Source organism: Geminocystis herdmanii PCC 6308 (assembly GCF_000332235.1).
GTDB lineage: Bacteria > Cyanobacteriota > Cyanobacteriia > Cyanobacteriales > Cyanobacteriaceae > Geminocystis > Geminocystis herdmanii.
The window spans coordinates 1,073,733-1,089,472 of sequence record NZ_CM001775.1; the positions used below are offsets into that span (position 1 = coordinate 1,073,733).

Below are 15,740 nucleotides of genomic sequence, written 5' to 3' on the forward strand. Positions count from 1 at the left end.
AAGGTAATATTAACACATTATACATTCAAAATATAATTGAAGGAAAATACAATTTTTAATAATCAAATATTAGCATCTATATCTAAAGACAATTATAAAACACTTTTTTCTAATTTAGAGAAGATTTCTTTAACATCAGGACAAATTATTTATAAATTACATCAAGAGATTGAGTATGTTTATTTTCCACTTCACTCGATGATTTCCCTTGTGTCAACTGTCTCTAATAAAAATACCACGGAAATTGGTTTAATTGGCAATGAAGGATTTGTAGGGCTTCCTGTCTTTTTAGGAGGAAATCATGCGATTTGTGATACTATTGTGCAAATTCCTGATAGTGCCATGAAATTAGATGCGAATATATTTCGATCGGAATTTAATCGAGGTGGAGAACTTCAGCGTATTTTATTACTATATACTCAAGCCCGAATTTCTCAAATATCTCAAAATGCTGTGTGTAAATGTCATCACCCCATTAGCAATCAATTTGCCTGTTGGTTACTTTTTGCCTATGATGGAGTTCAACAACAAGAATTACCTTTAACACAACAATTTATTTCCGAAATGTTAGGCGTAAGACGATCGAGCGTCACAGAAGTAGCTCAAAAATTTCAGAAAGAAGGTATCATCCGTTATACAAGAGGAAATATAACTATTTTAAATCGAGATATTCTGAAATCAAAAGCCTGTGAATGTTATGACAAAGTTAAAACAGAATTTGCCCAATTACTAAATTTTACTTAGGGTAGTCTAAATATAACCTGAGTTCGATATAAAAATAGGTGAGGGCTGACTTGGAAGACTCCGAAGACAGGAAGACAGGAAGATTGTATTTCTGATGAATGAATAAAATTCTCTCAAAAGTACATCAAATATTGAGAATTTTTCTCCCTGTCCACTTGTCCACTTGTCCACCTGTCTAGTTTTCATCATTTTCTTTATGTCGAACTGAGGTAAATATAGGGGTGTTAGGGTATTAGGGGATTAGGGTTTTTTTTTACTTATAGATTTTAAATAATAATAAAAAATCTTAAAAGAATCAATTTATGATAGTAAATTATCAAAACTCATTACTCTTTACTTATTACTTATTACTCATTACTCCCTCTTAACCAAAAATTTAAAAATGAAACAGCCCTGCCTTAAATAAAGGGGGAACTTGATTTGTAACTGGTATTGTATTTTCACGCAGTTCCCTAACTACATTGATTGTTGAGTCATGATAAATTCTTGGACTTTAGTGCGATAAGTCTGCAAATGTTCTTCTGCCCATTCTCGACTGTCACTATTAGCATAAATATGAATTAAAGGCTCTCCAGCATCGGGTAAAATTAAAATCCAGTTATCCGTATGACGTTGTATAATTTTCACCCCGTCAATTAACTCTAGGTTTTCTTGAGATTCTGTTTCTACTAAATGGCGCATTAATGCACCTTTTACTTTCCAAGGACATCTTAAAGAATGGTATTTATGACAGACAAGAGGTAAATCTGTTCTAACTTGAGTTAACGATCGTTCTTGCACCGTGAGCATTTCAATTAGTTTAGCGATGGTAAACATAGCATCAAAACCGGGATGTAAGTTCGGGAAAATAAAACCCATATCACCACTACCGCCCAATACCACATTAGGATTATGTTGAGTTGCTTCCATAATAGCTGTGGGATTAGCTTTAGTACGAATCACTTTACCATCATGACGGCGCGCTATTTGCTCTACGGCGGAGGAAGTGTTGACGGGAACAACGATCGTACCTCTAGGGTGGGCAGTTAAGATGGTGTTTACCATTAGAGCAGTTAATTCTTCTCCTCGAATTTGAATACCCGATTCATCCACCAAAATTAATAACTCCCCATTAGCTGATACTTGTACCCCAAAATTAGCTTTTAAGGCTTCCACCACATGACCAAGTTGATACAAGAGATTTTCCCTTTCGGCGGTAGAAATTGCCCGTTGTCGCAAACTAGCATTTAAAACCACCGCATCACAGCCAAATTTTGCTAATAATTGCGGTAGAATTGCCCCAGAAACCGAATAAACATAGTCGATGACGATTTTAGTATTACTATTGCGAATCGCCTCAAGGTTTAGTTGTATTTCAAAAGTATCTCTGTAGGTTTCTAGTACTTGGGAAGGATAAGACATATCGCCAATATCCATAGCTTGAACTCGTCTTAAATCTTCTTTAAAGTAAGCGCCCTCAATTTTTTTCTCTTTTGCCTTGGAGAGATTAATGCCGTTAGTATCGAAAAATTCAATTAATATATAGTCATGTCGATCGGGGTGTAGCCTTACATGAACCCCTCCTGCCACTCCTAAACGGGGAGTCATGGTACGAGAAATAGGAATTGCCGTTGATTCGAGGTTTTGAATATCAATCCCCACAGACATTAAACCTGCCATCAAGGAACGACTCACCATGCGAGATACACTGCGTTGATCTCTGGATACTACTACACAACTTTTAGGTTTTAAAGTTGAACCATAAGCCGCCCCTAATTTTACGGCAAATTCTGGGGTAATATCAATATTAGCTAACCCCGTTACTCCCCGTTGTCCAAAAAGATTGCGATGAGCCATATTTCCCCAAATCAGATTGATATTGAGGATAGCTCCAGATTCAATTCTTTTACTAGGCCACACTCGTACTTCTGTATTGATTTGCGCTTCTTCGCCGATGTTACACAGTTGACCAATTACTGCACCTTCCAAAATTTGCGATCGACGATCGACCCTAGTTCCCCTTGCGATCACACAACCCGAAAGATGGACTTCATCGCCAACTACAACTCCATTCCAAATAATGGGTCGATCGAGTTCTGCATCTTCCCCTACGGTGACATTATCCCCGATCACCGCACCACTACGAATTTTAGCCCGTGCGCCGATGCGACAATTACTACCAATAAAACAAGGACTTTCCACTAGGGCAGTAGGATCAATATAAGTATTCTCCCCAATCCAAACACTAGGCTGACTTTCATGGTAAGGAAAATCTAAAAGAACATCTCGATCGAGCGCACTATAATGAGCTTCCCGATAGGCTTCCAGATGTCCCACATCACACCAATAACCATCGGCAATATAACCGTACATAGGTTCATCCATCTCTAACAACAAAGGAAACAAATCTTGAGAAAAATCCGATTCCTCTTGAAGTGGCAAATACTCTAAAACCTCTGGTTCGAGAATATAAGTACCCGTGTTGACAGTATCCGAGAAAATTTCGCTAGTGGAAGGCTTTTCTAAAAATCTTTGTATTTTTTCATTAGCATCCGTAATGACTACCCCAAACTCGATGGGATTAGGCACTCGTTTTAAAATCAAAGTCGCCTTTGAACCTTTTTCCCGATGAAAACGAATAGCATCCTGTAGATCAAAATCCGTGATACTATCACCACTGATTACAATAAAAGTATCATCTAACATTTGCTCGATATTTTTCACACAACCTGCCGTACCGAGGGGTTGATCTTCCTCTACAGAGTATTTCATCGTCACGCCAAAATCACTACCATCTTGAAAATAATCTCGTAAAACATCAGGTAAATAGTGGAGAGTGGTAATTATTTCATTAATACCATGACGTTTTAATAAATTAACGATATGTTCAGCAATGGGTCTGTTTAAGACTGGTACCATTGGTTTAGGCAAATCACAAGTTAAAGGGCGTAATCGAGTCCCCGAACCACCAGCCATTAAAACAGCGCGCATAAAGTTCTCCTTGTTGTTAGATGTTAGAAGTTGTTTTAAAAGTTTTTGATCCCCCTAAATCCCCCTTAAAAAGCGGGACTTTGTATAATATTTCCCCGTTTTTCAAAGCAGGGCTGTTTCAAAGTAAGTTGGTAAAAATGTTGGGGTGTTAGGGTATTAGGGGATTAGGGTGATTTTTTGTTTTAAGATTTTAGGTAATAATAATAAATTTTGAAATAATCAATTTATAATAGTAAATTATCGAAACTCATTACTTATTACTCATTACTCCCTCTTAACCAAAAATTTGAAAATGAAACAGCCCTGCCTTTATTAAGGGAGAATTATAAAGAAGATTGGTAAATTCTTTCTTGGAAACCGCCTTACCTTGTCTTGCTTTGCCTATGGAGACACAATCTTAAAATATCTTTGCGTCTTTGCGTCTTTGCGTGATAAAAAAACTCCACCATTGAATTAAATTCCCAACCTTTGGTAAATTGTATCAAGATTCTTTAAGTGTTGTTGAGGATCGAAACAAGTATCAATTTCAGAATCTGTCAATAATTCCACAATTTCAGGGTGATTTTCGACTAAATTACGGAAATTGCCCTCTTTGGTATTCCATGCCTGATGAGCGCACCCCTGCACTACTCGATAAGCGTCTTCTCGACTCATCCCCTTAGAAACTAAAGCAAGTAAAACTTTTTGACTGAAAATAACACCGCCATAAACGTTCATATTCCTTGCCATATTGTCAGGATATACTAACAAATTTTGAATCAAATTAGTGGTTTCTCTCAACATAAAATGAATCAAAATACAAGTATCAGGTAAAATCACTCGTTCTACAGAGCTATGGGAAATGTCTCTTTCATGCCATAAAGCCACATTTTCTAAAGCGGCGATCGCATTCCCCCGAATAATACGAGCCATACCCGTTATACGTTCACTACGGATAGGATTGCGCTTGTGGGGCATCGCCGATGAACCTTTTTGTCCTTTTGAGAAATACTCCTCAACTTCTAATACATCCGTTCTTTGTAGGTTACGAATTTCTACAGAGAATCTTTCGAGGGAGGCGGCGACTAAGGCGATTTGTTGGACAAATTCAGCGTGTCTGTCTCTGGAAATAACTTGAGTTGATGCGGTATCAGGCTCTAAACCTAAAAGAGTACAGGCGATCGACTCAATGCGAGGATCAATATTAGCATAAGTACCCACAGCCCCAGAAATTTTACCTACGGCTATATCTTGACGTAATTTGACAAGACGATCACGGTTACGGCGCATTTCGGCTAACCAACCTGCTAGTTTAAAACCGAAGGTGATAGGCTCTGCATGGATTCCGTGCGATCGACCTACCATAAAAGTATAGCGGTGTTGCTGTGCCTGATAGCGAATGGCTTGGATAGTTTCTTCCACAGCTTCGAGAATCAGATTTAAACTAGCCACCATCTGCAATGCCAAAGCAGTGTCAAGCATATCAGAGCTAGTCATCCCCAGATGGATATATCGTCCTGCATCTCCCACATATTCATTAACATTAGTTAAAAAGGCAATCACATCGTGGCGCACTTCAGCCTCAATTTCTAATACCCGTTGAACATCAAAATTAGCCTTTGCCTTAATTTCTTCTACTGCTTCCTTAGGAATGTTGCCCACTTCAGCTTGGGCTTCACACACCGCAATTTCAACTTGTAACCATGTTTTTAAACGATATTCGTCTGTCCAAATTCCGCCCATTTCGGGCAAGGTATAGCGTTCAATCACTGCAATTTTAGTTTTTTTGCAAATACAACCGTTATATTCTACCCCAAAAGAGGAATTGATCAAAAAGTATTCTGATGAGGGTGGAAGACAGGTGAATACCTCAGTTCGATATAAGAAAAGTGGTGAAAACGAGACAAGTGGACAAGTGGACAAGTCGAATGGAAGAAAAATTTTCAATATTTGTACATTTTTGAGAGAATTTTATTGATTCACAAGAAATATAATCCCCCTATCTGCCTGTCTGCCTGTCTTCCAAGTCAGTTTTCACCAATAATTTTATGGTTCACTCAGGTTAAATAAGGCTCAATTTGTATTGCAACAATTCTCACTTGTCACTTTTTTGAATTCTTGTTCTTTTTCTTCTCTGTAGTGTCTGTATTTTTCGATCAACTCTTTCCAGAGTGCAGATTTGAGGAAAATTTGAGAGCTAAGTAATTTCACTGAGAGTTTACCTAAAGTTTATATTGATTTTTCAAATTTCTATGCTATTATCATGGTTAAACATTACAAATTCTAAATCTATTTATTATTATGGCTATAATTCCAATGATTGGTACGGAAGGAAACGATTTATTGATGGCAAGTCTCACGGGATATGATACTTTACACAACAACTTCGTTGCTATCGGGCTTGAAGGTAATGATACCATCGGAGGTGGTAATCTGGAAGATGGTCTTACAGGTGATGAAGGTGATGATCTCATTTATGGTTTCGGGGGTAATGATGTTCTTAAAGGGAATAGCGGTAACGATACCCTTTATGGAGGCTATGGTGATGATGCCCTCTTTGGCAATAGTGGCGATGATCTTATCTTTGGTGAATTTGGAAATAATAATATTTTTGGCAATAGTGGAGATGACACGATCAATAGTGGTGATGGTAATAATACGATCGAAGGTGGGTCTGGGAATGACACGATCTTAGCTGGAGCTGGTAACGACTTAATCTTTGGAGATGACTCCTATGACAATGACATCGAAGGTGGAAATGACACCATCCAAGGTGGAGCTGGTAATGATACGATCTTTGGTGGAGAAGGTGATGATTTAATCGATGGTGGTATAGATAATGATTGGATTGAAGGCGGAGAAGGTAATGATACCATCCAAGGTGGAGCTGGTGATGATACGATCGATGGTGGAGAAGGTGATGATTTAATCGATGGTGGTATAGGGAATGATTGGATTGAGGGCGGAGAAGGCAATGACAGCATCGACGGTGGCGATGGTGATGATTATATCGATGGTGGACTGGGTAATGACTTCTTAATTGGGGGTTTAGGTAACGACACTATTTATGGTGGTGCGGGTAATGACCTCATTTTAGGAGGTCTTATCACTCTTGGTGATAGTACCATCGGTGGGGATTTTATCGACGGTGGAGACGGAGATGATAGTATCTTCGGTGATGCAGGAGACGATACTCTTTACGGTGGCATTGGCAATGACTCGATCATTGGTCATACAGGAAACGATTATATCGACGGTGGCGATGGTGATGATACCATCAACGGTGGAACTGGTAACGATGAGATTTACGGTGGTACTGGTGCAGACTCTATCTTAGGTGGTGCTGGTAATGATACTATCGACGGTGGCGATGGTAATGATACGATCGACGGTGGAACTGGTAATGATACCATCAACGGTGGATCGGGTAATGACTCTATCTTAGGTGGTGCTGGTGATGATTCAATTCGTGGTGGCTCTGGTGCAGACTCTATCTTAGGTGGTGCCGGTGACGACCTGATTTATGGTGACTTTGGTAACGACCTGATTTATGGTGGTGATGGTAATGATACACTTTTTGGTTTTGATGGAGGTGATTTGGGTTTCTCGAATGATCAAGATACCATCTATGGTGGTGAAGGTAACGATTACATAGACGGGAATGACGATAATGATCTCCTCTACGGAGAAAATGGAAATGATACCATTTTTGGTGGAACTGGTAATGATACCATCGACGGTGGTGCTGGTGATGATGAGATTTACGGTGGTACTGGTGCAGACTCTATCTTAGGTGGTACTGGTGACGATTATATCGACGGTGGTGATGGTAATGACTCTATCTTAGGTGGTGATGGTAATGATACCATCAACGGTGGATCGGGTAATGACTCTATCTTAGGTGGAACAGGTGACGATTATATCGACGGTGGTGATGGTAATGATACGATCGATGGGGGTGTAGGTAACGATGAGATTTATGGTGAGGAAGGTAATGACTCTATCTTAGGTGGTATTGGTAATGATACTATTTCTGGCGGTGGCGATGATAATGATACTATTCGTGGAAATGACGGTGATGATGAGATTTATGGCAGTGCCGGTGATGACTCTCTGCGAGGTGATAATGGAAATGATACTATTTCTGGCGGAAACGGTAATGATACTATTCGTGGAGATCAAGGAGATGATAGTCTCTTTGGCAATGACGGTAATGATGATCTTCAAGGACATCAAGGTAATGATTTCATTGATGGAGGCAACGATGATGACTTCGTTCGTGGCGGACAGAATAATGACACTATTTATGGTGGAGCAGGTAATGACACCCTCCGTGGTGACCAAGATAATGATCTAATCTATGGTGAAGATGGTGATGATCTTCTTTATGGTGGTAGTGCAAATGCTACCATCATTGATGGTAATGATACTATCTTCGGTGGTTTAGGTAATGACACCATTTACGGTGAACAGGGTAACGATTCTCTCTCTGGTGAGGAAGGTAATGATCTAATCTTTGGCGATGCGGGGAATGACACCATTTACGGTGAACAAGGAGACGACACTCTTCTCGGAGTTAGTGGTAATAACTGGATTGAAGGTGGTGCAGGGGATGATTCCATTGTTGCCGGTTCTGGTTTAGACAGTATTACTGGGGGAGTTGGTAATGATAATATCACCTTAACCGCAAACAGTGTTGCAGATTACCTCTATTATACTAATGGAGATGGTGCTGATACTGTTACTGGTTTTGAAACTGCTTTTGATATCTTCTCCTTTACGGGTATCTCAAATGTTTTTGTTGAAGAGTTTGACGTATTTAATATCATTACTCAGACTAATATCTATGTTGGTACTGATAATAGTGGTGAACTACTTGCTACTTTAGATGGCATTGTGGGACTAACTCAGGATAATATCATGGGTGCTACCTTTAATTCCTAATCTCACTAATTATTATAATCCTCTTGTTAATGGGGATTATAATTCTCGAAAATCCCCTAGAATAATCTGGGGGGTTTTTTATTGGAAAGATTTTTAACATAGTTTGAGATTCTCTTCAATTACCTCCGTTTGATCTAAAATTCATGGATGAAAAAACATTGTTGCTCGATCGAATTAAAAATTATCCGTTTATTATTAGGTTAGGAATATTTATCTTAACTTTAGGTTTATTTTGGCTACCCTTTGCCGTGCCTATTTATTATTTTTTAGGAGAAAAAGACCCCAATTTCACTACTATTATTACTATGGCAATTTTATTTGTCATTTTCTTATTTTTAGTAAAGTTTTGGGGTAAATATATTTATCAAAATTCTCATATTTTTAAATATTATGGTTTAGTTAATAGTCAAAAATTTTATCAAAATTTATTTAAGGGGTTGGCTATAGGGTTTACTTTTACATGGCTATTATTTACCGTAGAAAGTTTATTAGGTTGGGTAACGTTTCAACCTCCTGCTATGGCTTTTCCACGTCTAATTTTAGAGGGTTTTATTAGTGCGATCGCCATTGGATTTGCTGAGGAATTATTTTTTCGGGGTTGGTTATTATCGGAGTTAGAAAGGGATTTTTCTTTATCCACTTCTGCTTTTTTAAGTACCCTAATGTTTGCTATTGCTCACTTTATTAAGCCCATCTCAGAAATTATTAGAACCATAGTTACTTTTCCAGCTTTATTATTATTAGGATATACCCTCGTAGTAGCAAAACGATCGCACCAAAATCTACTTGGTATTAGTATCGGTCTTCACAGTGGTTTAGTTTGGGGTTATTATGTCCTTAATGTCGGAGAAATGATCACTTACCTCGATCGAGTACCTCAATGGATTACAGGTATAGACAAGAATCCGATCGCTGGAATAATGGGATTAGTTTTTATGTCTATTTTACTGTATATTATTAAATTGAAAAAATAGCGTTTTTATTAGTTTAAAAAGTTCTTTATCTTTATCCTATTTATAAATTGGAAATAAATTAATTAATATCAGATTTGATTAAATAATTATAGGAGTGTCTCACGCAAAGAAGCAAAGTTTGATGGGTGATGATTATTTGAGCTTGACATGAGCAAGACAAAAGAAATGGACTTTTTATTAAACTTAAAATTTATCTATAAATAGAATTATTATATTTTTTTGTGTTAATTAATTATAAATTATAAATTTTTAATGTTATTACCGTTATTTATTTCAGCAATTTTTGGGGCAATTTTAGGATTAGAAAGAGAGTTAAGACATAAACCGGGAGGAGTCAAAACTAATGCCTTAGTTTCTATGGCTTCCTGTGCTTTTGTATTAATTGTTCAACAAGTAGATGTTTCTGAAACTGCTAGAGTTATGACGGGAATTATACAAGGTGTCGGTTTTATCGGCGGTGGTTTAATTCTTAAAGCTGAAAAAAATGCTCGAAATGTAACGGGAGCTACAGAAATTTGGGTGTCTTCTGCTATGGGCTTAGCCTGTAGTGTTGGTTTATGGCGTTTAGCTTTAGCCTTACTTTTACTATCTTTAATTATTTTAAGGACAATGAGGCTATATTTTAATAACAAAAATAATAAATCTTCCGATATATCGGATATAAGTGATTAAATCTTGATATTTTCAGCAAAACTTGACTTTTTGAAGAATTAAAAATTTTTTGTGACTAAATTTACAAAAATTCCGAAAATTGTCCAGAAAACCTTAAAATGAGAATAGATATAAATATAATGAGGCAATCAAAATGAGTACAGAAGACAAAGCAAGAGAGTTAATGGCGAAACAAAGACTTCATCAACAACATAATGAAGAAAATTTGTTATCTTTAACTGAACAAGAATTACACGAACACCACGCAACGGATGTGGAAGAAAAAGCAAGGGAATTATTAGCAGAAAATCGTCACCATGATCACAATTTACAAGATAACATGGTTTCTCGTGCAGAGCAAGAGTTGGTTTAGCCAAAATTATTTGTTTGTTGTAAGGGTTTTAACCCTAATTTTTTCGGATAGAGGTAGGGGTTGAATATTATTCAACCCTTATTTTGTCAATTTTGCGGATGCAGATTGATTATCTCAAATGTTGATATTCAAAAATTAACCTCAACTTACACACAAAATTTTAAGAAAAATTAAGAATTTTGCATAATTTAAAGATACCCTCTGGATGTACTATTGAAAACCCTAGTCAAAATTAAGAGGAAATAATAGTACAAATGAACGAAAGAAAAATTAATATTGGTGATGCTATTACTGTCAAAGGTAAACTATACTTAGTCTTTGATATTAGAAATAATCGTATTTTTTGTCGTCATTTTAAGTTTACGCCAAAAGGACATTTTCAATACTATCAAGATTATAATTTTGCGATGAATATCTGTACATTAGCTAATAGAAAAGAAAGACAAATAATTGACGAGCAACGCATACAAGCTACTATTCAAAGAAAATCTTTTTCTCCCATTTCCACTAATTATATTCATCATTTAATTCGTTAATTTTATTAATTATATGATTCCTAGAACCAATTTGCTCGATCGATTTTCTACCTTTTTATCTATTAGGGATAGTCATAGATTTATCTTGCATTGGCAAAGAGATTATCCCTTAAAAATTCATCTTGAAAAGATAGTTAATCAACTAAAGTGTGAGATTGATGAGGAAAGATTAGCCTATGAATTCTTACAAGGTATTAGGTTTAAACCTCAACAAATTTATAGTTATCATCTCACATCTTATCTGCAAGAGGTTTGTTATTGGGCGACAAAACAAGTTTATCTTTCTGTCAATAATAGAGTTAATTCTCTTACCCTTAGTGAATGTTTTTTATGGGGAAATGAAGCTATTATTAAACCCGAAAAAATTTTAAGAAAGTATCACAATGAGATGGGAAGTAAAATTACAACCTATGCTCAAACTAGATTAAAAACTATCATTAAAGATAAAGTTTATCTTAGTCGAGGTTGGCAGTTATTGACAAATTGGGGATTACTCAAAAAAATTGCTAAGTCACAACGGCAACAAGTTTTAAAAAAAATAGGAGGATTAACGGGAGATACTTTAGCAGAATATTTATTAGTTTGGGAATGTTTTGTTGATAATTATGTTTCAGCTTCACCCCATAAAAATAAATCTTTATCTCCTCCTTCTTTATCTCAATTGAAAGTCATGATTAGCGATTATAATATTTTAGCAAAAAAAAGACTTAATTTTCCTTCTGAGTTGTCGATCGAGCAGTTTAAAAATAAAATAGAATTTTGTGGAGAAAAAGCCCGATTATTTGTTAATATTAGCACGATCGAGCTTCCTCAAGATCAAGAAATTAATAGTAATGATAATCCCGAAAATTATTTAAACACTTTAGAGAAAAATCAATATAATCAAGAAATAAATCAGATTCTTACCAGTAGTTTTAATAACCTAAATTTAATATTCCAAAGTATTTTTTATTTAGGGGAAGGGTTAAATTTTACTCAACAAAAAATTATCACAACTATTCAATTAAGTAATCCTGATTTTAGTTGTCAACAATATCAACTCTCTAAAAATATAGATAGAATTAGAAAATCTTTATTAGATAAAGTGATTCAAAATTTAAACGGAAAAAAGGAAAAAATAGACAAAGATAAAATTAAATCTTTAATTGCTATTTTAAAACCTTGGTTAACAGAATATATTGAATCGGAAATCTTATTATTATGTGAAAAATCTTTTCTTGAAATTGACATCAATCAACAAACTTCTCTCAAGACAAATTATTTTCAATTATCTTCCGATAACTTTAGTTTGACTGAAAAAATTCCCTCAGAAATTCTTAACAATCTTAGAGAAAATTTTAACAAAAAACTTAACCTTCAGTTAAAAGACGAGGCTATGATTAATAATAGTTTAATGCTGTGCTTAGAGAAATTTTTTCATGAATATTTTAATAGAATGGAGAATTGATAATGGAGAATGGAGAATGGATAATTGAACTTTTTATTCATTAGAAATCTCCAAAAATTATGATTTTTACCTCATAAAATAGGCATCTTGCCTGTATATTTACCATATGTCTATTAACCATTACTTTTTATTAAAAAATATGACTAATCTTTCTTTTATTGATACTTCCATAGATGAGATAAAAATACAATTAACAGATAAAATTAAAACCGAAACTTGGCAACAAACAAATAAGTTAAGTAATGAAATTAGCCGTTTTCGAGGTTATCTTAATTTGTTAGTTAGAAAAACTTTTCTTTCATGGCTCAATTTAATGTTAGATTCTAATTTTGTTGATAACATTAGTTTAGAAGATAACCTGAGTATTTGGGAATTTACTAATGGTAATGCTACTGATATTGATTCGAGTCGCATTGTTTTAATCCCTGTAGAAACTCAAGATAAAACGGAATTTTCTATCCCCGAAGAATGGTTAAAAATTCCTTCTTGGGTAGGTAATTACTATCTCCCTGTGGAAGTAAATTTAGAAGAAAATTATTTGAGTTTTTGGGGTTACACTTCCTATCAAGATGTCTTAAATTATGGTAATTTAGATTCTTTTAATCATTGTGTTGATTTTCCTTTTGAGTCTTTAGAAACTGACTTAAATTTAATCTGTTTAGAATATGAATATGGTTGGAATTCTCTTCCTCAAATTTCCCCTTTACCTGTTTTATCAACTATAAAGCAACAGAGTTTAATTCAAGAAATTCAAAACTATTCCTCTCCTCGTTTATTGCTTAATTTTGAACAATGGTTAAGCCTAATCAGTGATAATATTACTCGTCATCAGTTATTTTCTTCTCGTCAAGGTGTGAATTTAAATATCTGGTTGAATCGTCAATTTTCTTCGGCTTTAACTAAGGGATGGCAATGTTTAGATGATTTACAACAACAATTTTCTATTCCAGATTTTTCCTTAACTCCTGCTTTTTCAGCTCGATCGATTTCTAGGATAGATTATGTTAAAATTTTACAAGAAAATCTCGATGAAGATAGGTTCGATCGAGCAGTGCCGTTTCAAGATCGAACTGCAATTAATAACATATTTAAAAGTATTATTAACCAAGGAATTGAAGATAATTTAAAACCAGAAATTATTAAAATTTTACCTAGTTTTATTGACAAGAAAGAAGATGAAGAAACTCGCTGGAATGCAGTTTTAGCCTTACAAACATTAGATGCTAATCATCCTGCTTGTGCTATTTGGCAAGGAAAAATTATCAATTTAGAGACAGAAAATATTGCTTTATTAATCGGTATTTTACCTAAATTTGATCAGCAAATTGATATTTTTATTAGAATTTATAACCTAAGTAATAATAGTTATTTACCAAATGACTTACAGTTACAAATAATCGATGATAATAACGACATTTTTGAAGAAATTAACACAAATAATAATGATGCTATTATTCAATATAAATTCTGGGGTAACTATGGCGAAAGTTTTACCCTCAAATTTAGATTAAATGATTACGAAAAAGATGAATATTTCACTATTTAATTTAGCATTATCTAATTGAGATAATCACTAAATAAATATTTTTAAAATAGCCATAATCTGATATAATAAGTCCTAATTTATTGCATCATAAAATTTATAATTATTACCCGTGATTAATCTTATTAAAACCAACGAACATCATCAATTAATTATTGAAAAAAAAGCCAATTCTTTACATGGTACAATCACTATTCCGGGGGATAAATCTATCTCCCATCGTGCTTTAATGTTAGGTGCGATCGCATCTGGAGAAACGACGATCGAAGGTTTATTATTAGGAGAAGACCCTCGTAGTACAGCAAAATGTTTTGAGGCAATGGGGGCGCAAATTTCCGAGTTAAACAGCAAAAAAGTGACAGTGACAGGAATCGGACAAAAAACATTACAAGAACCTTTAAACGTTTTAGATGCAGGAAACTCAGGCACAACCATGCGTTTAATGTTGGGATTGTTAGCGGCACAACCTCGCAAATTTTTCACCGTCACAGGAGATGACTCCCTCCGAAGTCGCCCCATGGCAAGGGTAATCAAACCATTACAAGACATGGGCGCATTAATTTACGGCAGAAATGACAACAAAAACGCACCCCTAGCAGTTATCGGGCAAAAACTCAAATCCATTCACTACTATTCCCCCGTCGCTTCCGCCCAAGTCAAATCTTGTATCCTTTTAGCAGGGTTGATGACAGAAGGCAAAACCACTGTCACTGAACCAGCTTTGTCGAGAGATCATAGTGAAAGAATGTTACGATCGTTCGGTGCTACCCTCGAAATTGATACAGATACCCATAGCGTCACCATTGAAGGCGGAGCAAAATTACAAGGGCAAACAGTAATAGTACCCGGTGATATTAGTTCAGCCGCATTTTGGTTAGTAGCAGGAGCAATTACACCCAATGCCGAGTTAATCATCGAAAATGTTGGTATAAACCCGACTCGCACGGGCATTTTAGAAGCATTGGAGATGATGAATGCAGACATCACCCTCGAAAACCAACGGGAAACCGCAGGAGAACCCGTAGCCGATTTAAGGGTAAAATCAAGTAAACTGAAGGCTTGTACCATCGAAGGTGCAATCATTCCTCGTTTAATCGATGAAATTCCTATCCTTGCCGTGGCTGCTTGTTTTGCAGAAGGTACAACTGTTATCAAAGATGCTGAAGAATTGCGCGTCAAAGAAAGCGATCGACTGGCGGTAATGGCGACAGAATTGAATAAAATGGGCGCCAATATTGTTGAATTACCAGACGGTTTAGAAATTAATGGCGGTGTCACCCTCAAAGGTTCGACCATGGACAGTTATACTGATCATCGTATAGCTATGAGTTTAGCCATTGCAGGTTTAAATGCCCAGGGCAAAACCATTATCAACCGTGCCGAAGCTGCCTCAATTTCTTATCCTACTTTTGTAGATACATTAATTAAAATAGTCTCTTAAAAGTAGTTTAAATGTCTGATCAAGGGAATAAAATATTTAGGGTTTGCTGAATAACTCAGAAAGCTATTAAAATCAAGGGTTTAGGCATCATACATTAAGAAAAAAGTGCGCAGTTTTAAGGATTTTTATTCAAAAATT

11 protein-coding genes are annotated in these 15,740 nt (G+C 35.6%); 9 read left to right on the forward strand and 2 right to left on the reverse strand.

Annotation, left to right across the window (positions count from 1 at the left end; all coding sequences use genetic code 11):
* The first annotated feature begins 36 nt into the window (after positions 1–36).
* On the forward strand, positions 37–744 hold the full coding sequence (locus tag SYN6308_RS05400; protein WP_017293417.1) for a Crp/Fnr family transcriptional regulator: 708 nt from the start codon (positions 37–39) through the stop codon (positions 742–744).
* A gap of 456 nt (positions 745–1,200) precedes the next feature.
* On the opposite strand, the gene SYN6308_RS05405 is transcribed toward SYN6308_RS05400, so the two are convergent.
* Together SYN6308_RS05405 and purB are read right to left on the reverse strand one after the other, a co-directional pair.
* Positions 1,201–3,714 carry a mannose-1-phosphate guanyltransferase gene (locus SYN6308_RS05405; RefSeq protein WP_017293418.1) on the reverse strand — a complete coding sequence of 838 codons (2,514 nt, stop codon included), beginning with the start codon at positions 3,712–3,714 and terminating at the stop codon, positions 1,201–1,203.
* A gap of 453 nt (positions 3,715–4,167) precedes the next feature.
* On the reverse strand, positions 4,168–5,463 hold the full coding sequence (gene purB, locus SYN6308_RS05415) for an adenylosuccinate lyase (protein ID WP_026101937.1): 1,296 nt from the start codon (positions 5,461–5,463) through the stop codon (positions 4,168–4,170).
* A gap of 531 nt (positions 5,464–5,994) precedes the next feature.
* Between purB and SYN6308_RS21820 the strand changes: the two genes are divergently transcribed.
* The 8 genes from SYN6308_RS21820 to aroA all read left to right on the forward strand — a co-directional run bounded on the left by SYN6308_RS21820 (position 5,995) and on the right by aroA (position 15,602).
* Positions 5,995–8,637: a calcium-binding protein gene (locus SYN6308_RS21820; RefSeq protein WP_017293421.1), complete on the forward strand. Its 2,643-nt coding sequence runs from the start codon at positions 5,995–5,997 to the stop codon at positions 8,635–8,637.
* Between the two features lie 143 nt (positions 8,638–8,780).
* Positions 8,781–9,611 (forward strand): CPBP family intramembrane glutamic endopeptidase, encoded by an 831-nt coding sequence (locus SYN6308_RS05425; RefSeq protein ID WP_017293422.1) that lies wholly within the window; start codon positions 8,781–8,783, stop codon positions 9,609–9,611.
* Between the two features lie 252 nt (positions 9,612–9,863).
* Entirely contained in the window at positions 9,864–10,283 is a 420-nt protein-coding gene (locus tag SYN6308_RS05430; protein ID WP_017293423.1) for an MgtC/SapB family protein, read from the forward strand.
* A gap of 133 nt (positions 10,284–10,416) precedes the next feature.
* Positions 10,417–10,635: a hypothetical protein gene (locus SYN6308_RS05435; protein ID WP_017293424.1), complete on the forward strand. Its 219-nt coding sequence runs from the start codon at positions 10,417–10,419 to the stop codon at positions 10,633–10,635.
* A gap of 254 nt (positions 10,636–10,889) precedes the next feature.
* Positions 10,890–11,171, forward strand: coding sequence for a hypothetical protein (locus SYN6308_RS05440; RefSeq protein ID WP_017293425.1), 282 nt, complete (start codon positions 10,890–10,892; stop codon positions 11,169–11,171).
* Positions 11,172–11,184: 13 nt separating this feature from the next.
* Positions 11,185–12,618, forward strand: coding sequence for a hypothetical protein (locus tag SYN6308_RS05445; RefSeq protein WP_017293426.1), 1,434 nt, complete (start codon positions 11,185–11,187; stop codon positions 12,616–12,618).
* 139 nt (positions 12,619–12,757) lie between these two features.
* Positions 12,758–14,164, forward strand: a complete 1,407-nt coding sequence (locus SYN6308_RS05450; RefSeq protein ID WP_017293427.1) for a DUF1822 family protein — start codon at positions 12,758–12,760, stop codon at positions 14,162–14,164.
* Between the two features lie 109 nt (positions 14,165–14,273).
* Positions 14,274–15,602 (forward strand): 3-phosphoshikimate 1-carboxyvinyltransferase, encoded by a 1,329-nt coding sequence (gene aroA / locus SYN6308_RS05455; RefSeq protein WP_017293428.1) that lies wholly within the window; start codon positions 14,274–14,276, stop codon positions 15,600–15,602.
* Positions 15,603–15,740 lie beyond the last annotated feature (138 nt).